17 protein-coding genes are annotated in these 20491 nt (G+C 60.7%); 15 read left to right on the top strand and 2 right to left on the bottom strand.

Annotation, left to right across the window (positions count from 1 at the left end; genetic code table 11):
* Positions 1–18: 18 nt before the first annotated feature.
* From TERRO_RS16720 to TERRO_RS16680, 9 genes are all read left to right on the top strand, one after another.
* Positions 19–1596, top strand: a complete 1578-nt coding sequence (locus TERRO_RS16720; RefSeq protein ID WP_014786877.1) for a DHA2 family efflux MFS transporter permease subunit — start codon at positions 19–21, stop codon at positions 1594–1596.
* A gap of 166 nt (positions 1597–1762) precedes the next feature.
* On the top strand, positions 1763–2815 hold the full coding sequence (locus TERRO_RS16715; RefSeq protein WP_014786876.1) for a VWA domain-containing protein: 1053 nt from the start codon (positions 1763–1765) through the stop codon (positions 2813–2815).
* Positions 2799–3908 (top strand): VWA domain-containing protein, encoded by a 1110-nt coding sequence (locus tag TERRO_RS16710; protein ID WP_014786875.1) that lies wholly within the window; start codon positions 2799–2801, stop codon positions 3906–3908. The genes TERRO_RS16715 and TERRO_RS16710 overlap by 17 nt, the downstream gene beginning before the upstream one ends.
* A 168-nt stretch (positions 3909–4076) precedes the next feature.
* Positions 4077–4961, top strand: a complete 885-nt coding sequence (locus TERRO_RS16705; RefSeq protein WP_041592681.1) for an N-acetylmuramoyl-L-alanine amidase family protein — start codon at positions 4077–4079, stop codon at positions 4959–4961.
* Positions 4958–5632: a GerMN domain-containing protein gene (locus TERRO_RS16700; RefSeq protein ID WP_014786873.1), complete on the top strand. Its 675-nt coding sequence runs from the start codon at positions 4958–4960 to the stop codon at positions 5630–5632. Before TERRO_RS16705 ends, TERRO_RS16700 begins: the two co-directional genes overlap by 4 nt.
* 16 nt (positions 5633–5648) lie before the next feature.
* On the top strand, positions 5649–6440 hold the full coding sequence (gene murI / locus TERRO_RS16695; RefSeq protein WP_245536132.1) for a glutamate racemase: 792 nt from the start codon (positions 5649–5651) through the stop codon (positions 6438–6440).
* 48 nt (positions 6441–6488) lie between these two features.
* The gene (locus tag TERRO_RS16690; protein WP_014786871.1) at positions 6489–6866 is read left to right on the top strand and encodes an EVE domain-containing protein; all 378 of its coding nucleotides are present in this window, start codon (positions 6489–6491) and stop codon (positions 6864–6866) included.
* Between the two features lie 87 nt (positions 6867–6953).
* Positions 6954–7721, top strand: coding sequence for an enoyl-ACP reductase FabI (locus tag TERRO_RS16685; RefSeq protein ID WP_014786870.1), 768 nt, complete (start codon positions 6954–6956; stop codon positions 7719–7721).
* Positions 7722–7743: 22 nt separating this feature from the next.
* The gene (locus tag TERRO_RS16680; RefSeq protein ID WP_014786869.1) at positions 7744–8247 is read left to right on the top strand and encodes a DinB family protein; all 504 of its coding nucleotides are present in this window, start codon (positions 7744–7746) and stop codon (positions 8245–8247) included.
* Here the strand turns inward: TERRO_RS16680 and TERRO_RS16675 are convergent.
* Complete coding sequence (locus TERRO_RS16675) at positions 8244–9662, bottom strand: ArnT family glycosyltransferase (RefSeq protein WP_014786868.1); 1419 nt, start codon at positions 9660–9662, stop codon at positions 8244–8246. The genes TERRO_RS16680 and TERRO_RS16675 overlap by 4 nt on opposite strands.
* A 114-nt stretch (positions 9663–9776) precedes the next feature.
* On the opposite strand from TERRO_RS16675, the gene TERRO_RS16670 reads away from it, so the two are divergent.
* Complete coding sequence (locus TERRO_RS16670; protein ID WP_041592680.1) at positions 9777–13340, top strand: trifunctional glycoside hydrolase family 18/polysaccharide deacetylase/glycosyltransferase family 2 protein; 3564 nt, start codon at positions 9777–9779, stop codon at positions 13338–13340.
* A gap of 182 nt (positions 13341–13522) precedes the next feature.
* Positions 13523–15160 (top strand): L-glutamate gamma-semialdehyde dehydrogenase, encoded by a 1638-nt coding sequence (gene pruA / locus TERRO_RS16665; protein ID WP_014786866.1) that lies wholly within the window; start codon positions 13523–13525, stop codon positions 15158–15160.
* Positions 15161–15176: 16 nt separating this feature from the next.
* Here the strand turns inward: pruA and TERRO_RS16660 are convergent, their stop codons facing one another.
* A complete protein-coding gene (locus tag TERRO_RS16660; protein ID WP_014786865.1) occupies positions 15177–15824 on the bottom strand; it encodes a response regulator transcription factor in 648 nt (215 codons plus the stop codon).
* Positions 15825–16023: 199 nt separating this feature from the next.
* Here TERRO_RS16660 and TERRO_RS16655 point away from each other — a divergent pair, with 199 nt between their 5' ends.
* From TERRO_RS16655 to TERRO_RS16640, 4 genes are all read left to right on the top strand, one after another.
* Complete coding sequence (locus tag TERRO_RS16655) at positions 16024–17685, top strand: NAD(P)/FAD-dependent oxidoreductase (RefSeq protein ID WP_014786864.1); 1662 nt, start codon at positions 16024–16026, stop codon at positions 17683–17685.
* Positions 17686–17689: 4 nt separating this feature from the next.
* A complete protein-coding gene (locus TERRO_RS16650; protein ID WP_014786863.1) occupies positions 17690–19135 on the top strand; it encodes an ATP-binding protein in 1446 nt (481 codons plus the stop codon).
* A 104-nt stretch (positions 19136–19239) separates the two neighbouring features.
* Positions 19240–19905 (top strand): HAD family hydrolase, encoded by a 666-nt coding sequence (locus tag TERRO_RS16645; RefSeq protein ID WP_014786862.1) that lies wholly within the window; start codon positions 19240–19242, stop codon positions 19903–19905.
* A gap of 54 nt (positions 19906–19959) precedes the next feature.
* Positions 19960–20481: a lasso peptide biosynthesis B2 protein gene (locus tag TERRO_RS16640; RefSeq protein ID WP_157178420.1), complete on the top strand. Its 522-nt coding sequence runs from the start codon at positions 19960–19962 to the stop codon at positions 20479–20481.
* The last annotated feature ends 10 nt before the right edge of the window (positions 20482–20491 follow it).

Raw genomic sequence — 20491 nt, 5'->3', positions numbered from 1 at the left:
GATAACACCAGGGGACAGATGGCAGAGGCACAGTGGAAACCGAGGGTAAACCCGTGGCTTATTGCGGGAACGGTGGCGCTTGCCGCGTTTATGGAGGTGCTGGATACGTCCATCGCCAACGTTGCGTTGCCGCATATTTCGGGGTCGCTGGCTGCGAGTTCTGACCAGGGAACGTGGGTGCTGACGAGCTACCTGGTGGCGAATGCGATTGTGCTGCCGCTGGGTGGATGGGCTTCGAGCGTCTTTGGGCGTAAGAACTTTTTCCTGCTTTGCATTACGTTGTTCACGGTTTCGAGTTTTCTGTGCGCGATTGCACCGACTTTGCCGCTGTTGCTGGTCTTCCGGGTGCTGCAGGGCTTTGGTGGTGGCGGGTTGCAGCCGATGGCTCAGGCGATCATGGCGGACTCGTTCGAGCCGAAGAAGCGTGGTGTTGCGTTTAGTGTTTATGCGCTGGTGACGGTGCTGGCGCCGTCGATCGGGCCTACGCTGGGCGGGTGGATTACTGATAATTATTCGTGGCGCTGGATCTTTTACATCAATATTCCGGTGGGTTTGCTGGCGTTTTTGCTGGTGACACGGCTGGTGGATGATCCGCCCTGGATCAAGCATGATCGCAAGAACTTCTTCCGCGTGGATTATGTCGGTGTTGGTTTCCTGACGCTGGCGATGGCTGGTCTGCAGATTGCGCTGGATAAGGGCGAGGAGAACGACTGGTTTTCGTCGAACTTCATCTGCTTCTTTGCGGCGATGTTCGTAATCAGCATGGTGGCGCTGATCTATTGGGAGCTTCGGAAGGCGGAGAATCCCATCATGAATCTGCGTCTGTTCCGGTTCAAGAATTTTGCGATCTGCTGCTTTTTGATGCTGCTGGTGGGCGGGATTCTGAATGCGGGAACGGTTCTGCAGCCGCAGTTGTTGCAGCAGTTGCTGGGGTATACGGCCACGAATGCTGGTATGGCGCTGACGGGTGGCGGCCTGGCGCTGCTGGTGGCGGCTCCGATTGCGGGCATCCTGTCGGACAAGCTGCCGGCTCGGAACATTGTGGCTACGGCGTTTGTGTTCTTCACGTTTGCGTACTGGTACGTATCGACGCATATTTCGCTGGACATGAGTTTTGGGCACAACTCGCTGTTGCGCGTGATCCAGGTGCTGCCGATTCCGTTCTGCTTCATTGCGATCACGAACGCGGCCTATGTGGGGCTGCCGCGTGAGGCTTCAAACCAGGTGAGCGGTTTGATCAACTTTGCTCGCAACATCGGCGGGTCAATTCTGATTGCGGTGAGCGGCGCGCAGGTGACGAACCGGACGCTCTTCCACGAGGCCCGGCTTCAGAACTTCATGAGCTATGCGAATCAGCAGTACCAGCAGCAGGTGGAGACGCTGGGGAGCTACCTGGGAAACACGGCCGGCGCCGCGCAGGGGCACTATGCGGCTCAGGCGACGATCTATAACCAGATGAACCAGCAGGCGGCTGTGATGGGGTACGCGGATGTGTACCGGATGCTGGCGTGGCTGACGGCCGGCATGTTCTTCCTGGCGTTCCTGTTGAGCAAGCCGAAGGGCGGCGAGAAGGCACCGGAGGGTGCTGCTCACTAGTCGTAGGGTTGTCGCATTGGCGACACTTCCATCCTGCTGTAAGCGCTTCAGGCTGTGACTGCATCCCATACCGTACAATCGTCTTCCGCTGGCGAGACAGACCGGCGGCCGGTTCGTCCAATAGAAGAGCGAGGGCTCTGCCGGGACGCTGGCGACAAGGGATAGTATGCCTACCGCTTCACCAAACCTCGAGGACAGGTGGTCCGCCAGCCGGACCGTGTGTCTGCTTGCGCTGGTACTGATGTTGTTGGGCGTGGGTGCGGCGGTCGCACAGGAAAACCCTCTCGATAATGCTCATACCCCGGGCAAACCGGTGACGCCGACGGTGCCTGCAAATGCGGCGAAGGAAAAGACCGTCGACGGCAAGGGGCCACTGCGGTCGGGCGCGACGATTCGTGTGGACGCAAACCTGGTGCTGGTGCCGATGACTGTCACAGACAGCCAGAACCGCCTGGTCACTGGGCTGGAGCGCGAGAATTTTTACGTCTACGAGAACAATCTGCCGCAGACGATCCGGACGTTTTCGACGGACGATGCGCCGATTACGATCGGGATCATCTTTGACCTGAGCGGCAGTATGAACAATAAGTTTGCGCGTGCTCGGAGGGCGTTGAGCGAGTTCATGCGTACGAGCAATCCGCTGGACGAGTTCTTTGTGGTTGCGTTCAACGACCGGCCGAACATTGTTGTGGACTACACCAGCAATGTGGACGACGTGGATGCGCGCATGGTGATGCTGAAGCCGGCGAATCGCACGGCTTTGATCGATGCGGTGTACCTGGGGCTGAACAAGCTGAAGGATGCGAAGCACCAGCGCAAGGCGCTGCTGATCATCTCGGACGGTGGCGATAATCGGTCACGTTATACCGAGGGTGAGCTGCGCAAGGCGGTGCGTGAGAACGATGTACAGATCTATTCGATCGGCATCTTCGACCAGAGTGCGGCGACCGAGGAAGAGAAGAATGGCCCGGCACTGTTGACCGATATCTGCGAGGAGACGGGTGGACGGTTGTTCCACGTGGTCGATATTGCGGAGCTGGGTGACATTGCCGCGCGCATTTCTGCGGAGCTTCGGAACGAGTATGTGGTGGGCTACAAGCCGACGGACCTGCGCCACGACGGCAACTGGCGTAAATTGAAGGTGAAACTGAACCCGCCTCCCGGCCTGCCGCAGCTTTCGGTTCACAATCGTCAGGGTTACTATGCACCTTCGGATTAGCCGCTTCGCCGTACCCATGCTGTTCACAATTCTGGCTAGTCCCTTCGCCGCAGGACACGCACAACAGGCGACGCCTGTCGTGCCGTCTCTCACGGTCGATCGCGATCCTGTGCCTTCGCCGGATGCCGATGGTGCTGCGCCTGCTGCTGCTGCAGCGGCGGGTGCGACTGCGCCGCAGGCCCCGAGTGGGGCAAATGTGGAGCGGTCCGGCAGTACGTATACGCTGCGTACCGAGGTCGGCGAGGTCCGGCTGAACGCCAGTGTCCTGGATGGAAATGGACGCGCCGTGCAGACGCTGCCGCGCGATGCCTTCCAGGTGTTCGAGGACGGCGTGCCGCAGACGGTAGCCAGCTTCCGGCATGAGGATCTGCCGGTATCGCTGGGCATCCTGATCGATGCTTCGGGTTCCATGTATGACAAGCGCGCCGCCGTTGGTAAGGCGTCGCTGGACCTTGTGCGTCTGTCGAATCCTCAGGATGAGGCCTTCCTGGTGGACTTTGCCTTTGACCCGTTTATCGATGCGGACTTTACGCATGACATCAAGAAGCTGGAAGAGGGCCTGGCGTACGTGAAGGCCAGCGGCGGGACCGCGATGTACGACGCGGTGGTGGCTTCAGCCGACTATCTGTCGCGCAATGCGAAGCAGCCGAAGCAAGTACTGCTGCTGATTACGGATGGCGATGACAACGCTTCCAGCTCGACGCTAGAAGAGACGATCCGCCGCGTGCAGGAATTGGACGGACCGACGATCTACTGCGTTGGTCTACTGTTTGGGCCGGATGAGGACAAGCGCGAGAGCCGTCATGCCAAGCGTGTTCTGGAGACGCTGGCGGAGCAGACGGGCGGCGTGGCTTACTTTCCGCGGAAGCTGGAAGAGGTGGATGCCATTGCCGCGCAGGTGGCCGCGGATATCCGGCAGCAGTACACGATCTCTTATTCGTCGACGAAGCCAGCCCGGTTGGGCGGCTATCGTGCCGTTCACGTGGCTGTGCAGGCTAAGGGATTTGGAAAGCTGACGGTTCGGACTCGTAGCGGGTACTTTCCGAAGGGATCCGCGCCGGTTGGTGCTGCTCCTGCTCCTGGGTTGAAGTAAGCGCATCCTGCGTTCTGCAGGGATAAGAATCTGCTGCGCCAGGCGTTGCGGTCGCGCCTTCGCGCGATAACTCACCCTATTGCTTCGCAAAAGAACGGGGCCCCCGGCTTTTGCTGCGGCATCGGCGTTGCGAGGCAACCGGAAGCCACCCGCTACAATCACTTAGCCGTGACCCGCCTTTTCTCCACCGTTGTTTTGTTTTCCAGCGCCCTTGCATTTGCGCAGCAGCCGCTGGTCCTTTTGGACCCTGCGCGGGGCGGTGCTGAGACTGGCGGCCGGATTGCGGACCGCACCGATGAGAAGCAGGTGACGCTGCAGATGGCCTCGCGGCTGGCGTCGCTGCTGCGTGCGCGCGGGTTCGCTGTGGAGCTGACGCGTGAGACCGATGCGGATACCAGCAATGACGCACGCGCGGCGCTGGCAAATACGACCCATCCCATCGCTTGTGTTTTGCTGCATGCTTCGACGGCTGGTACCGGGGTGCATCTCTATACGACGTCGATGCCCCAGGTGAATCCTGATCCGTCTGTGCCTGCGCTTTGGGACCAGGCGCAGGCTGCTTACGCGGATCGTTCGCGGGCCATGGCTGGTGAGTTGTCGACTGCGTTTGGGCGATCGAGGCTGCCCATATCCTCCGGCACCACGTGGATGCGGCCGCTGGACAATATGCAGTGCCCGGCCGTGGCCGTGGAGGTTTCGCCGCAGAAGGATGGAACCGGCCCGGAGGATCCCAGTTACCAGAACAAGGTGGCCGAGGTGATAGCGGGATCGATGCTTTCCTGGCGAAACAAGGTGGCTTCGATGATGCCGCCACCGCCTCCTCCTCCACCGCCGAAGCCTGTGACGGACGGCGTGGCGAAGCCTGCCACGGCTACGAGTCCTTCGACGACACCGAGCGCACCGAAGCCGGTGACAGTGCCTAAGCCAGCGGCTGCTCCTGCCGCCATTGGAACTCCGTCAACGACGCCGAAGTCAGTGGCACCGAAACCGGTGGCGCCGAAGCCAGTTGTGCCCAGGCCTGTTCCTGTGGCACCCGCGGGGACGAACCAGTGATCTCGAAGTATCAGCGCATCCTGTTTGCCGTTTTGCTGGGCAGCTCCGTCCTGATGGCGGTGTTTCTTGTGTACATGCATCGCCGCAACTTTGCGGAGGTGAAGAATGCCGACAACACACCGATTGAGGCGCCGGTGTACTCCGCGTCAGAGGACGTGACGCTGGACCTGGCGAACGATGCGGATGGGACGATTACGCCGACGACGCGGTCGATCGCGCTGCCGCAGCAGTCTGCGGTGCGTGCACGTGCGCTGCTGGAGCATCTGCTGGCGGAGTACACGCTGCCGCGTGCGAAGCATGTGGTGGGTGGCGGGATTGCCGTGGACGACGTGTTCCTGGTGAACCTGCCGCTGGGAGCGTCTGTGTTGAATTCGGGGACCTTGCCAAGCAAGGAAGAGAATGCCGATCCGCTGACGCACGCGAGCGGCGAGCTGGCGGTGGTGAACCTGCGGGGAGCGTGGGTCGAGGCGCATCCGCCGGGGATCACGTCGGAGACGCTGACGATCCAGTCGATCGTGGGGACGCTGCATACGAATCTGCCGGAGATTACGAAGGTGCGCTTTCTGGTTGAGGGGCGTCCGCGTGCGACGCTGGCGGGAAATGTGGAGCTGGACCGGACCTACGACGTGGACAGTACGGTGACGGCGCCGGCGGGTAAACCGAGTGAGTGAGCGGCCGGTTATTGGGGTGTTCGATTCAGGGTTTGGCGGCCTGACGGTGTTGCGGGAGTTGTTGAAGCATCTGCCTGGCGCAGACTTTGTCTACCTGGGCGACACGGCGCATCTGCCGTACGGGTCGAAGTCGCAGGCGATGATTACGCGGTACACGCACGCAGCGATCTTTGAGCTGGTGAGCCACGGCGCGCAGTTGGTGGTGATTGCCTGCAATACGGCGTCCGCGCTGGCGCTGCCGTCGCTGCAGGCGAGTGCGCCGGTGCCGCTGGTGGGTGTGATCGGCCCGGGGGCCGAGGCTGCTGCGGCGATTGCGCCGGCGGGTGGCACGGCGGTGGTGCTGGCTACGGAGGCGACCGTTGCGTCTCACGCCTATGCGCAGGCTTGTGCGGCTGCCGGGTTGAGCGCGGTGGAGAAGGCCTGCCCGTTATTTGTGCCTCTGGTGGAAGAGGGCTGGATCGACGGCAGTATTACGGAGCAGATTGCCGAGGTGTATCTGCGGGAGGCGCTGTCATTGACGGAGGAGATGCCGGCGGCGATTGTGCTTGGGTGCACGCACTACCCGCTGCTGCGGCCGTTGCTGGGGCGCGTGGTGGAACGGATCGCGGGGAATGTGCCGATTGTGGATTCTGCCGAGGCGACTGCGCGGCGGACGGCGTTGGTGTTGCCGGATGCGGTTGCGGATACGGGTGTTGAGCCGGCGATACGGTTCTTCGCGACGGACTCTGCGGCGAAGTTTGCGCGGTTAGGACCGTCGTTTCTGGGACGGGCGATTGAGCATGTCGAGACGGTCGATCTGGACGGCTAAATTGCCGCGCTGCGTCTGCGGGCTGGTATTCTCATCGACGAGAACTCGATGCCTTATCTGTTGAAATCTGAACCCGACAAGTACTCCTACGACGACCTGCAGCGTGATGGCGAGACCATCTGGGATGGTATTAAGAACCCGCAGGCGCTCATGACCCTTCGCAACATGAAGAAGGGCGAGAAGTGCATCATTTACCACTCGAATGTGGGTAAGGAAGCGGTTGGTACGGCCACGGTGTTGAGCGTGGATGCGACCGATCCGAAGAATCCTGCGGTGCGTTTGAAGGTGGGCAAGCGGCTGAAGACGCCGAAGCCACTGGCTGCGATTCGTGAGGCAGGGGTGTTTCAGGGATCGATCATGTTCCGGCAGTTTCGTTTGTCGGTGGTGCCGTTGAGTGATGAGCAGTATGACTGGCTGATTGCGTAAGGATTGTTCGATTTTTGAAGTCGTCGGGATCCTCGCTGCACTCGGGATGACGACTGTGAAGGAACGAGTGCGAGAGGGAAGCGAATCATGATCGATCTGAAGGGTAAGACCGCTGTTGTGTTTGGGCTGGCGAACAAGCGCTCGATTGCGTGGGCAATTGCGCAGAAGCTGAATGAGGCTGGTGCGAAGGTTGCGATCTGCTACCAGAGCGAGCGCCTGAAGAAGGAAGCGGATGCCCTGCTGCCGGAGCTGAATGACGCGAAGAGCTTTCAGTGCGATGTGTCGGTCGATGAAGAGATTGAGCGCGTTACGGAAGAGTTGAAGGCTGCCTACGGGACGGTCGACATCGTGGTGCACTCGGTTGCGTTTGCACCGTCGGATGCGATCAAGAATGATTTTCTGCTGACGAAGCGCGATGATTTCCGCGTTGCGCTGGATGTGAGTGCGTATTCGCTGGTGGCTGTGGCGCGTGCGCTGGAGCCGCTGATGAGTGCGGGTGGCAGCATCCTGACGCTGACGTACTACGGTGCGGAGAAGGTCTTCCCGAACTACAACGTGATGGGTGTGGCGAAGGCTGCGCTGGAGGCCACGGTGCGTTACCTGGCGGCTTCGTTGGGGCCGAAGGGGATTCGTGTGAATGCGATTTCGGCGGGGCCGATCAAGACGCTGGCGGCGCGTGGCATCGGCGACTTTAACAAGATTCTGGACACGGTGACAGAGCGTGCGCCGTTGCATCGCAATGTGGAGACGGCCGAGGTTGGTAACACGGCGGCGTTCCTGCTGTCGCCTCTTGCCAGTGGCATTACCGGTGAGATTACGTATGTGGATTGTGGTTACAACGTAACGGGCATGTAGTCCGAACGTCCGGGAGATCACGATGACGATTGCAGAAGTACTGCTGTGCGATTTCGACAGTGAGGCCATCAGCACCCGCCGGGTGCTGGAGCGTGTGCCGGACGACAAGGCTACCTGGAAGCCGCATGAGAAGTCGTTCGCGCTGAATCATCTGGCGGTTCATGTGGCTTCGCTGCCGATGTTTGGAATGGCGATTTTGAGTACCGATGTTTTGGACATGGCTACGCACAAGTTCCCGAAGTATGAGTTTCATACCGCGGAGAAGCTGATTGAAGTGGCGGCGGGTGCGGGTGCTGAGCTACGTACCAAGCTGGCTTCGATGAGCGATGAAGAGCTGCAGGCGGAGTGGACGCTTCGCTTTGGTGAGCATGTCGTTACGACCGGTCCGAAGTACGTTCTGTACCGCACGATGTTCTTGAATCACCTGGTGCATCATCGCGGCCAGTTGACGGTGTATCTGCGGCTGCTGGATGTGAAGGTGCCGGGAATCTTCGGGCCTTCGGCCGACGAGCCGTTTGGCAGCTAGCTCGTTCGCACAGCGCGTGTGTAGAGGCTGCTGGCGAAGAAGATCAGCAGCGGGAAGAACTCCAGCGTGTAGCGCTGCTCGGCATTGTCGAGCGTTAACAGAAGCGCGCAGCGTAGCAGGATGTAGGCAAGCATGGACAGCGCCAGCAGATTGCTGGCGCTGCTTGTTTTGCGCCAGCCTGCGATGGCCGCGGCGAAGTAGGCGAGGTTGAGTGCAGCGTAGAGCCAGGCGAAGATCGTCTGCTTTGGGTGGAGGCGGTACTGCCACCAGCGCTCGGCGATGGGGAGCATCTCGGTGCGCGGATGCAGCAGCATGTTGGTGAGGCGTGCCGCGGGCAGGATGAGGTAACAGGCTATTGGGTGTGCTGCGCAGCGCTGGCTTGCGAGGGCTGCGAAGGCGGCTTCGACCTTTGGGTTGAGCTTGTGCGTGGTGGCGGTTTCGTTCAGGAGAGCTGCCGTCTGTGCGCGCTGCGCGGCGGAATCGAAGGCGCGGGTCGGCAGGTCGTCGATCAGCACGGTCTCTTCGGGGTACTTCCAGTAGGCGTCTTGCGTGGCGCTGAAGTCGATGGCCCAGGTGCGGAACCAGTGCTGGAAGCCGACGGGTGCGGTCTCGCCGGGGTCGATGGCCAGCTTGGGTGAAAGCGGCTGGATGACGTGGAAGGTGCGGTAGTTGCGGATGGTCCACGGCACGAAGGGCAGCGCGGCTAGAAGTATGCAGAGCAGTAGTGGCTTCAGGCGGGACTGAAGCGTGTGCCTGCTTGCGTGTGCGAAGAAGATCACGGGTAGGATCGCTGCTGCGAGGAGGCCCTGATCGGGTCGGAGGAGGATGCTGCAGGCGAGTGAGAGTGCGAGCAGCGCTATGAACTTTGTGGCACGTTGATGGAGCCAGCGCTGCAGCGACCAGAAGCTCAGTGAAAGGAAGAAGAGGGTGAAGGTCTCGGTCAGCGGTACGGCGGTGTAGTTGGCCGTGAAGGGGCAGAGGCAGGCCATGGCGAGGGCAGCGAGGGCTGCCCTGCGACCGAGGGTGCGGCGGGCGATGGCGGCGACGAGGCAGCATGTGGCCAGGTCTGCGAGGATCTGGAGCCAGAGCACGGGCAGGAAGCTGCGCAGCGTTGCGAGATCGGCCTGGAGGTAGCGGTCGAATACCCAGGCGCATGCGGCGAGGATGACCGGGTAGCCGGGCAGGCGGATGAGTGTGGGGCGCGGCGCGAAGTCGGTGGAGAGGCCGTAGATGTGCGCGTGGAGCCAGTTCTGCGCGATGTCCTGATAGAGGATGGAGTCGCCGGCGAGGAAGCCGTGCGCCTGCAGGAAGTAGAAGCGCAGGGCGAAGCCGCAGAGCAGCAGGAGCGCCGCAACAAGGCGGAATGGGCGCCGTGCGTGTTCATCTTCTTCGCCTGGTAAGTGGGCCTCCTGCATTGATTTGCATCATATCGTTCCAAAACGTCATGGTGCATCGGGTGGCGGAAAGACGCGCCGGGAAGCCGAGCGATGCCGCGAAAGGTGCGGTGGGCGTTAGGATACGTGTTGGACATGGCCGAACAGGGAACGAAGCCAATTTTTTACGACGAGAAGAAGCGCCGCTGGAAGCGGCTGCGTCGCATTCTCGATATTTCAGCGGCCGTTGGCCTGTTGACGTTCATTATGTTCGTGCTGGGCGTGCTGCGCATGCGGCCGTTGCCGTCGCTGTTGCTGGACACGCCGAAGCACAACTATCGTGCGCTGAATAATCCTCCGGTGCCGGAAGACAAGGCGAAGAAGTCGCGCTCGGCGCACCGCAAGACGGATCGCAAGCCGTCGGATGTGACGTTGAATGCAGATGAAGGTCTGCGTGCGGCGTACTACGTGGATTGGGACGCGGCGAGCTACAGTTCGCTAAAGCAGCATGTGAAGCAGATCGACCTTCTGTTTCCGGAGTGGCTGCATGTCATTACTCCGGACGGCAAGCTGACCGCGTACAACACGGACAACAAGCCGTTTGATGTGGTGGATGGCACCGGTGTGCATGGCGTGGACATCGAGACGAAGGTGCAGCGCACCATCGTGGAGTCTGGTTCGAACACGGAAATCTTTCCGCTGGTCAATAACAACGACATTCTGAAGAACGCTTTCATGCCGGAGGTTGGCGCGTTCCTGCAGGATGCTGCAGCGCGCGCGCGATTCCAGGCGCAGGTGATGCGCTTCCTGTCGTCGAACTCGCGTTATCACGGCATCTCGCTTGATTTTGAAGAGATCCCGACCTCGGCGCAGCCGGCTTACCGGCAGTTGATTGCTTCGCTGTATGCGGCGCTGCATGCGAAGGGTTTGAAGCTGTACGTGAATACACCCGTGCAGGACGACGACTGGGATCTGAAATTCATGGCGGACAACTCCGACGGTCTGTTGCTGATGAACTACGACCAGCACCAGACGGAGAGCCAGCCGGGCGCGATTGCATCGCAGGACTGGTTCCTGAAGAACCTGCAGAACGTGATGAAGCAGGTGCCGAAGGACAAGATGATCTGCGCCATCGGCAGCTACGGCTACGAGTGGACGATGACGATGCCGCCGGAGCCCGCAGCGGTGAAGAAAGGCAAGCGCGCACCGAAGACGCCGCCGTTCAAGTCGTCCGTGGTGCGCGTGGAGAATCGCTCGACGCAGGAGGTGTGGCAGACCGCGTCCGACTCCGGATCGGAAGTGGATCTGGACGATGCCACGATGAATCCGCACTACAGCTATGTGGATGAGGACAACCACCAGAAGCATGAGGTGTGGTTCCTGGATGCTGTGACGACGCTGAACGAGATGCGTGCGGCGCGGCAGCTTGGCCTGCAGACGTTCGCATTGTGGCGGCTGGGTTCGGAAGACCAGTCGATGTGGCGGATCTGGGATCAGCCGATCAAGGCAAATCCGCTGACCGATCTGGCGGATGTGCCGCCGGGCTGGGACATCGACATTGAGGGCACGGGCGACATCATGCATGTCTCCGGTTCGCCGAAGAACGGGCATCGCACGCTGACGATCGACGAAGATTCGAAGCTGGTGGATAGCGAGCAGATGACGCACTATCCGCTGTCGTACACGGTGGACTACTTCGGTTATCACCCGAAGAAGCTGGCGCTGTCGTTCGATGACGGTCCCGATCCGGAGTGGACGCCGAAGATCCTGGATGTGCTGAAGAAGCGCAACGTCAAGGGCGCGTTCTTCATGATCGGCGAAGAGGCCGAGAACAATGTTGGCGTAATGCAGCGGGTCTACAACGAAGGTCACGAGGTGGGGAACCACACCTTCACGCACCCCGACATCAGCGCGATCAGCAACCGTGAAGTCGATCTGCAGATGAACCTGACGGAGCGGCTGTTCGCCGCGAAGCTGGGTGTGCAACCGTTGTTCTTCCGACCGCCTTACTCGATTGATCAGGAGCCTGACACGAGCGACCAGGCAGCGCCCGCAGAGCGGGTGCAGCAGCGCGGCTACATCGTTGTGGGCAACAAGATCGATACGAACGACTGGGATGAGCACCCCAAGAAGACGCCGCAGGAGATTGTGGCGAGTGTGCTGCAGCAGATCGAAGACATGAAGGATCGGCCGGACAAAGCTGGTTCCGTCGTCCTGCTGCATGATGGCGGCGGCGACCGCGCCGTCACTGTGGCAACGCTGCCTCTGCTGATTGATACGCTGCGCGCCAAGGGCTATGAGTTTGTACCGGTAAGCGAACTGGTGGGGAAGACGCGCGCGCAGGTGATGCCGCCGCTTACGCCGCGGCAACGTCGCCTGGCGTGGGTGGATTCCGCTGCGTTCTTCGGCATGTCGGCATTCAACCACTTTGTGGTGGCGGTCTTCTTTATCGGCGACATCCTGATGAGCGGACGGTTGATCATCATCGGTCTGTTCGCGATCATCGATCGCTTCCGTCGCCGGAAGAACTTTGCGGGGCCTGACTATGCGCCTCGTGTTGCGGTGCTGATCCCTGCTTACAACGAAGAGAAGGTGATCGTTCGTACGATTCGCAGCGTGATGATGTCGACGTACAAGAACCTCCACATCATTGTCATCGACGACGGATCGAAGGATCGCACGGCGGAGATCGCGCGCGAGGCTTATCCCGAAGACATTGCAAGCGGCCGGTTGACGGTGCTGAAGAAGGAGAACGGCGGCAAGGCCGAGGCGCTGAACTATGCGCTGCAGGGCTACGTGCATGAAGAGATCTATGTCGGCATCGACGCCGATACGGTGATTGCGCATGATGCGATTGCGCGCCTGGTGCCGCACTTCGCGAACCCGCAGATTGGCGCTGTGGCGGGTAACGCGAAGGTGGGCAATCGCGTGAACCTGTGGACTCGCTGGCAGGCGCTGGAGTACATCACCAGCCAGAACTTCGAGCGCCGCGCGATGGATTTGTTCGACGTTGTTGTCGTTGTGCCAGGTGCGATCGGTGCATGGCGGACCGAGGCGGTACACAAAGGCGGTGGGTATCACTCGAATACGGTGGCGGAAGATGCGGATCTGACGATGATCCTGCTAGAGCAGGGTTTGTCGGTGATCTATGAGGACCAGGCCCTGGCGTTTACCGAGGCTCCGATCAACATGGATGGCCTGATGCGGCAGCGCTTCCGCTGGTCGTTCGGCATTATGCAGGCCGTGTTCAAGCACCTGGGCGCTATCACGAAGCGTCGCGCGATGGGGCTGTTTGCACTGCCGAATATCATCGTCTTCCAGATCATGCTGCCGCTGGTTTCGCCGCTGATCGACCTGATGTTCGTCTTCAGCTTCTTCAAGTTCCTGTACGACCGCCACTTCCATCCGGAGTCGGCGAGTGGTGCGGACTTCGTCAAGCTGCTGTACTTCTTCCTGGCGTTCATGCTGATCGATTTCTCTGCGTCGGCACTGGCGTTCATGCTGGAGCGGAAGCACCCGGCGAGCAAGGGTGATGCGTGGCTGCTGATGCATATCTGGATCCAGCGGTTTACGTATCGGCAGGTGTTCAGCGTGGTGCTGTTCAAGACGGTGAAGCGTGTGATCGATGGCCGGCCGTTTAGCTGGGACAAGCTGGAGCGGACCGCGCAGATGAGCAAAGCTACCGATCAGATGATCAACGGGGAGCCATCGCCGAAGTAGCGTTTCGTCATAACGAGTCCCTGTCCTTTCGTGGCTTTAGGGCGAAAGGGTAGGGCGTCACGTTTGTGCGAACGAAGCGGTCGAGCAGTAAGGTCGCGCATGGCGCGATAACCCACCCTTTGCTTCGCAAAGAATGGGGCACCCGTTGCCCCGGCAGGAGCGGCGGACGGTAGACTTTAACCATGGCTACGAACGCAATTCCGACGATCAAAGACGCTGCGCACGCACTGACGACTTTTCGCAATGAGGACTTCCAGGACTTCACGCATGCCGATGTGAAGGCGGACATGCATGCGGCTCTACGGCTGGTGGAGAGTGAGCTTGGGCATGAGTATCCGTTGATCATTGGCGGCGCACGTGTGACGGCTGCAGCGAAGATTGTGTCGACGAATCCTGCGCGGCCGGCGGAGAAGATCGGTGTGCACCAGGAGGCGGAGCTTTCGCATGTCGAGCAGGCGGTGGCTGCGGCGGACAAGGCCTTCCAGACGTGGAGCCGGGTACCGGTTGCGACGCGTGTGCAGTTGCTGCTGGATGTGTCGAAGAAGATCCAGCAGCGCAAGAACGAGTTCTGCGCGTGGCTGACGTTTGAGGTTGGCAAGAACTGGGCTGAGGCCGATGCGGACGTTGCCGAGACGATCGACTTCCTGGAGTTCTATGCGCGCGAGGCGCTGCGGCTGGACGGCGCGAAGACGCCGATCCAGTTCCCGGGTGAGCGCAACACGCTGCGCTACATTCCGCTGGGTGTGGGTGCTGTGATTCCGCCGTGGAACTTTCCACTGGCGATTATGGCCGGCATGACGATGGCCGCGGTGGTTACGGGCAATACGGTTGTGTTGAAGCCGTCGGTGGATGCGCCGACGATTGCCGCTCGCTTCTTCCTGCTGCTGGAAGAGTGCGGCATGCCGGAGGGCGTGGTGAACCTGTGCCAAGGCTCGGGTGAACTTGCGGGCGCTGCGCTGGTGTCGCATCCGAAGGTGCGGTTTATTGCGTTTACGGGTTCGAAGCGCGTCGGTTTGATCGTGCATGAGACGGCGGCGAAGACGCAGCCGGGCCAGCACTTCATCAAGCGCACGGTGCTGGAGATGGGCGGCAAGGACGCCATCCTGGTCGATGCGGATGCGGACATTGATGCAGCGGTTGAGGGTGTTGCGGCGAGTGCGTTTGGATTCAACGGGCAGAAGTGTTCGGCGTGTTCGCGGGCGATTGTGGATGCGCGGATCTATGACGTCTTCTGCGACCGGCTGGTGGAGCGTGTCGAGAAGATCAAGTCGGGTGAGCCTGCGGAGAATTCTGCGGCGGGTCCGGTGATCAACACGGTCGCTTACAAGCGCGTGCTGGACTACATTGCCATTGGTCGCACGGAAGGTCGCCTGCTGACGGGCGGCGGCGCCATTGAGAACGAAACGGGCGGGTATTACATTCAGCCGACGATCTTTGCGGATGTTGCGCCGGATGCGCGTATCGCGCAGGAAGAGATCTTCGGGCCGGTGCTGGCTGTGATCAAGTCGAACAGCTTCGACGAAGCGCTGGAGATTGCGAACGGCACGGAGTACGGACTGACCGGTGCGATCTACTCGGGGTCGCGTGAGCGGTTGAATCGCGCTGCTGCGGAGTTCCATGTTGGCAACCTGTATCTGAATCGCAAGTGCACGGGAGCGATGGTGGGAGCGCATCCGTTTGGCGGATTCAATATGAGCGGCACAGATTCCAAGGCGGGCGGCGGCGATTATCTGCTGTTGTTTACGCAGGGGAAGAGCATTGCGGAGAAGGTCGGCGTGATCGACGAGAACGACCAGATGCCGAAGCCGATGGGCATCTAGTCCAGCAGGAACCCTGCTAGGCGGTGGAAGCCTGCAGGGTTTCGCAGGCTCGTGCTGCGGCCTCAGCGAGTGGCCGGTGATGCAGGGTGAAAAGTGCGAGTTCCAGGCGGTCGCTGGAGCCGGTTTTGTCGTAGATGGAACGCAGGTAGTTCTTGACGACCTGCTCCTTGGTGCCGAGTTCCTCGGCGATCTGGCGGTTCTTCCATCCCTGGACGACGAAGCCGACGATCTGGAGTTCGCGCGGCGTGAGGACGGTGAGCATGCGCTGGGCGACGGTGTCGACGGCGGTGGTCACGGTTGCGGCGACGGCGCGTTCTCCGTTGCCGACACGGCGAACGCAGGCGAGCAGGTCGGCGGCGGATGCCTGGCGGTTCAGCAGGCCGTCGAGACGGCGCACGAGCGCTGCGTGGGGTTCTGCACCTGTCTCGGTGAGGAGGACGACGCGTGTGTTGACTGCGGCGGCTGCGGCGAGCAGCTTGTCTGTGTCCACGCCGAGGGATTGGGCGACGATGACGACGCAGTCGCGGGAGCCGGCGACCTGGTCCAGCAGGGCGGCTGGGGCGTCGCACTGACCCATCACGGACACGTTGACATCAGCGTCCAGGACGCGAGCGGTACCAGCGCGAAAGATTGCCTGGTCGTCTGCAAGAAGGATTCGGATCATGGGTTGGGACACATTTCTTTGCGGGATGCGACGGTCATGCGGCCCACCTGGGGCTCACGCGCGATGCCCTGAGTATGCAACAGAAGGACACGGATGCAGAGAATATTTGCATCGGGGGCATCCATCGTCCAATCTAAAGCACGGGTAAGTTGCGCCCGCCGGGCAACCCCGGCGATGACGACATGGGAGTAGTGGCCGCATGGCACGACCGATTCTTTTGGCAGTGGACGATGACACCAGCGTGCTTGAGGCCGTTGTGGGCGATCTGCGTCGCAAGTATGCGCAGGAGTATCGCATTGTCCGCGCTGCGAGCGGTCAGGCCGCGCTGGACACGTGTACGCAGCTCAAGGATCGTGGAGACGCGGTCGCGCTGTTCTTAAGCGATCAGCGCATGCCCGGCATGACCGGTGTGGACTTCCTGAGTCGTGCGATCACGCTGTATCCGGATGCGAAGCGCGTGCTGCTGACGGCCTATGCGGACACTGAGGCGGCAATTCGCGCCATCAACACTGCGAAAATTCATTACTACCTGAACAAGCCCTGGGATCCGCCTGAGGAGAAGCTTTACCCGGTGCTGGATGACCTGTTGGTGAGCTGGCACCAGGGGTACAAGCCTCCGTATGAGGGGTTGCAGGTGGTGGGGACCCGATGGGGCTCGCAGGACCATGCGGTGCGTGATTTCCTCTCACGGAATCATGTCTCGTACCGCTGGCTGAACCCGGAGGCGGGGAACGAAGCTGCGGATGCGTTGAAGGCGCGCGGTCTGGACGATTCGAAGCTGCCGGTGGTCATTTTCAGCGACGGTACGGCTGCGGTGCAGCCGACACAGATGGAGCTGGCTGAGAAGGTTGGCCTGAAGACGCAGGCGGATAACGAGTTCTACGACGTGGTCGTCGTGGGTGCCGGTCCTGCGGGACTTGCCGCAGGCGTCTATGGCGCTTCTGAGGGACTGCGGACGCTGGTAGTTGAGCCCGATGCGGTTGGTGGGCAGGCGGGTTCGAGTTCGCGGATCGAGAACTATCTTGGCTTCCCGCAGGGCATCAGCGGCGATGAACTTGCGAAGCGTGGATTTATCCAGGCACAGCGCCTGGGCGCGGAATTTGTGACGCAGCGCGTGATGTCGATCGAGTTGGATAAGCAATATCGGATCGTGAAGCTAGAAGACGGGCGCGAGGTGAGCTGCTCCGTGGTGCTGGTGGCTACGGGGGTCAGCTGGTGCAAGTTGGATGTGCCGGGCAGCGATGCTTTGGTGGGCGCCGGTGTTTACTACGGCGCGGCGCAGAGTGAAGCTGCAGCCTGCAAGGACGAAGAAGTCTTTGTGGTGGGCGGAGCGAACTCTGCCGGGCAGGCCGCGATGAACTTTGCGAAGTATGCGCGCAAGGTGACGATGCTGGTGCGCGGCAAGGGGCTCGAGTCGAGCATGTCGAAGTACCTGATCGACCAGATTGCTGCGATGCCAAACATTGTGGTGGAGACGGGTACGGAGATCACGCGCTTCTGCGGGATGGAGCACCTGGAAGGCATTGAGTTGAAGACGCCGCGTGGGACGGAGTATCGATCTGCGACTTCGGTGTTCATCTTTATTGGCGCTGCGCCGAAGACACATTGGTTGCCGGAGCAGGTTTGCCGCGATGAGCGGGGTTTTGTGCTCGCGGGGCCGGATTTGAAGCGTGTGGGGATTGAGCGGATGGCCGGTAATGGTGGAGCAGCGGACCGCGATCCTTATCTGTTGGAGACGAGTGTTCCCGGGATCTTTGTGGCCGGCGATGTGCGGCATGGTTCAGTGAAGCGTGCGGCCTCGGCCGTTGGCGAAGGTTCCATTGCAATTCAGTTCGTGCACCAATATCTGGCGGGGTTCTAACGAGATGGCTACCTTTTCAGATTGCCTAGTGAACAGTGTGGAGTGGCAGCGCGCCGCGATTGCGGAGCTGCAGCGGCTTGAGGTCTTTGGGCCGGATGCACCGGAGAATGAGCTTGCCTGCCTGGTGGCGGTGGCAGTGGAAGAACGCACACCTCCCGGCGTGCTGATCGCAGACGAGACGCAAGAGTTCAACTCGTTCATGATCCTGCTCGAAGGCAAGGTGCGGGTCTCGCGTCAAGACGGCAAGGGCAATTACTACTTCAACAAGATCGTGTCGGCGCCTGAGTTCATGGGCGAGGTGCCTTTGCTGAGCGGTTTGCCAACACAGATCACTCTGGTTACGGTGACTGAGATTCGCGGTCTGCGCCTGGACGCTGAGGCCTTCTGGCACGGCATGGCGGAGTGTCCGCACCTGCGTTCTGTGGTTTTGGCAGAGATGCGTCTACGAATGCGCGGTCTGCAGCAACAGCAGACGCAGCAGGAGAAGCTGGCCATGCTGGGCACGATGACGGCCGGCCTCATGCATGAGCTGAACAATCCCGGCGCGGCGGCGCGGCGGGCGGCATCGCAGCTGAGGTCAAACCTGCAGCGCATGCATTCGCTGGCACGCAGCTTCAGCGAGCGTGGTCACAACCCTGAGCAGCGCGCCTGCCTTACCGCGCTACAGGAGCGTGCTCTTTCCGTGCGCAGTGAGTCCTGCCTGAGTTCGCTGCAGCAGTCGGACGCTGAAGAAGAGATGGGAAGCTGGATGGATGAGCGGGGTATCGGTAAGGCGTGGGAGTTTGCGCCGGTGCTGGTTTCCAGCGGCATTGAGCCCGGCGACCTGGAATGCCTGGCGGGCGTCTTTGCCGCAGGCGAGTTAAGCGAGCCGATTGAGTGGCTTGAGGCGACGGCCTCTTCGATGCAGATGGTAAGCCTGGTGGAAGACAGCGTGGCCCGTGTAACGGAGCTGGCGCAGGCGGTTAAGACCTACGCGCACGAGGGCCAGGCGGGCATTCAGGACGTGGACGTGAACGAGAGCATCCACACGACCGTTGTGATGATGAAGCACAAGCTGCGCGAGAAGAACATTCGCATGCAGAAGGACTTTGGCCCGAACATGCCGAAGCTGCACTGCACCTGCAGCGGCCTGAACCAGGTCTGGACGAACCTGCTGGACAACGCGATTGATGCGGTGCCGGAGCAGGGCGGCATGATTGCTGTTCATACGGCACGCGTAGGTGATGAGTTACAAGTCTCCATCACGGACAACGGTGCGGGTATCTCGGCGGAAGACCAAGAACACATTTTCGATCCGTTCTTCACGACCAAGGCGGCTGGCGTAGGAAGCGGTATGGGACTGGGAATCGTGCGGCAGATCCTTGAGAACTATCACGGTCGCCTGACACTGGAATCGCACCCGGGCCACACGCAGTTCACCGTGCACATTCCGGCCGATCAGGAGTTCTAAGGAATCTCTCTGCTTTATGGCGGTGGCTGGCACGGTAGCCTGCCTGATCGAAGCACATCCATCTGCGGTGGCTGCATCCAATGCCTCGGTTGAGGTGATGATTGATGGCGATCAAGGCAGTACTGTGCGATCTGGACGGGACGTTGCTGGACAGTAATGCTTTCCATGCGGAGTCATGGCAGCGGACGTTTGAGCATTTTGGATTTCCCGCGGATTTTGAAGCGATCGTGAAGCAGATCGGCAAGGGCGGCGAGTATCTGCTGCCGAACTTTGTCCCTGAGAACAAGCTTCCCGCACTCAAAAAAGAGATCAACGCCTTTCGCAAGCGGCTGTTTCATCGCGAGTACATTGACCGCATTGTGCCTTTTGCAGACGCGCGCCGCCTGTTGGAACGTATGCGGCAGCAGGGCCTGCGCATTGCGGTTGCAACGTCGAGCGAGAAGGAAGATCTGGAAGCGTTCAAGACGCTGCTGAAGATCCATGACCTGATCGAAGAAGACGCTACGGCAGATGACGCCGAGAAGCCCAAACCGGAGCCCGATATCTTTCAGGCGGCTATGCAGCTATTAAAGGTCTCGCCTGACGAGGCGTTGGCGCTTGGCGATACCCCGTGGGATGTCGAGGCAGCCGCAAAGGCTGGCGTTCGAACGGTCGCGGTGCAGACCGGGGGCTGGCGCAGAGAAGAGTTGCAAGAGGCGGGCGCGCTTGCCGTCTATGTGGACGTGGCGGACATCGTGCGGAACTTCGACAGCTCTCCCTTCGCGAAATAGGGGCGCATTTGCCGGGAATCGGCGTGGCTGGGATGATGAAAGGTGACGATGCGGATGATCCACTATCTTCGCCAACTGTTGCAGATCCCGCCGCGCAAGATTGCATTGTTACTCGAGGCAATCTTCTGGCTGGTTGTGGCGCGGGTAGCGTTGTGGATGGTCCCGTTCCCGCGGATTGGCCGTTACCTGGGCCGGTTGCTGCCACCCGCACCGCAGGGCGAACTTCCGTCAAAGAGCGAATTGATTGTCGCGAAGCATGTTGGATGGGCGGTGAACACCGTGGCAGATCATCTGCCGGTGGAACTGGTCTGCCTGCCACGCGCTCTCGCTGGATGGCAGATGCTGCACCGGCGGGGTGTCACATCGCGGTTGCATTTTGGGGCACTGCGTGAACGGGCGGCAGGATCAACAGAGCTGGAGACGCACGCGTGGCTGAGCGTGCCGGGTGTTGAGGTTACGGGTTATCCCGTGGCTTACGGGTGCGTGGAGCTGGGTTATTTTGCTCGCACGGAAGCGAAATCCGCAGCGACGGGCGTGCCAGAGGTACCGCAGCCCGTGGCGCGTAATAATTTCTGAAGGATACCGT

Origin of the sequence: Terriglobus roseus DSM 18391, assembly GCF_000265425.1 — a bacterium.
GTDB classification, from domain to species: Bacteria; Acidobacteriota; Terriglobia; order Terriglobales; family Acidobacteriaceae; genus Terriglobus; species Terriglobus roseus.
The sequence above is the reverse complement of the archived record's forward strand: the minus strand, read 5'-3'. Positions and strand labels throughout refer to the sequence as shown.

What these genes read in the sequence shown, in the direction of transcription:
- TERRO_RS16660 (WP_014786865.1), bottom strand. Translation starts at nt 15,824, where the DNA reads ATGATCCGAATCCTTCTTGCAGACGACCAGGCAATCTTTCGCGCTGGT.
- TERRO_RS16675 (WP_014786868.1), bottom strand. Translation starts at nt 9,662, where the DNA reads ATGCAGGAGGCCCACTTACCAGGCGAAGAAGATGAACACGCACGGCGC.
- TERRO_RS16640 (WP_157178420.1), top strand. Translation starts at nt 19,960, where the DNA reads ATGATCCACTATCTTCGCCAACTGTTGCAGATCCCGCCGCGCAAGATT.
- TERRO_RS16715 (WP_014786876.1), top strand. Translation starts at nt 1,763, where the DNA reads ATGCCTACCGCTTCACCAAACCTCGAGGACAGGTGGTCCGCCAGCCGG.
- TERRO_RS16655 (WP_014786864.1), top strand. Translation starts at nt 16,024, where the DNA reads ATGGCACGACCGATTCTTTTGGCAGTGGACGATGACACCAGCGTGCTT.
- TERRO_RS16710 (WP_014786875.1), top strand. Translation starts at nt 2,799, where the DNA reads ATGCACCTTCGGATTAGCCGCTTCGCCGTACCCATGCTGTTCACAATT.
- TERRO_RS16685 (WP_014786870.1), top strand. Translation starts at nt 6,954, where the DNA reads ATGATCGATCTGAAGGGTAAGACCGCTGTTGTGTTTGGGCTGGCGAAC.
- TERRO_RS16645 (WP_014786862.1), top strand. Translation starts at nt 19,240, where the DNA reads ATGGCGATCAAGGCAGTACTGTGCGATCTGGACGGGACGTTGCTGGAC.
- TERRO_RS16720 (WP_014786877.1), top strand. Translation starts at nt 19, where the DNA reads ATGGCAGAGGCACAGTGGAAACCGAGGGTAAACCCGTGGCTTATTGCG.
- pruA (WP_014786866.1), top strand. Translation starts at nt 13,523, where the DNA reads ATGGCTACGAACGCAATTCCGACGATCAAAGACGCTGCGCACGCACTG.
- TERRO_RS16680 (WP_014786869.1), top strand. Translation starts at nt 7,744, where the DNA reads ATGACGATTGCAGAAGTACTGCTGTGCGATTTCGACAGTGAGGCCATC.
- TERRO_RS16690 (WP_014786871.1), top strand. Translation starts at nt 6,489, where the DNA reads ATGCCTTATCTGTTGAAATCTGAACCCGACAAGTACTCCTACGACGAC.
- TERRO_RS16650 (WP_014786863.1), top strand. Translation starts at nt 17,690, where the DNA reads ATGGCTACCTTTTCAGATTGCCTAGTGAACAGTGTGGAGTGGCAGCGC.
- TERRO_RS16670 (WP_041592680.1), top strand. Translation starts at nt 9,777, where the DNA reads ATGGCCGAACAGGGAACGAAGCCAATTTTTTACGACGAGAAGAAGCGC.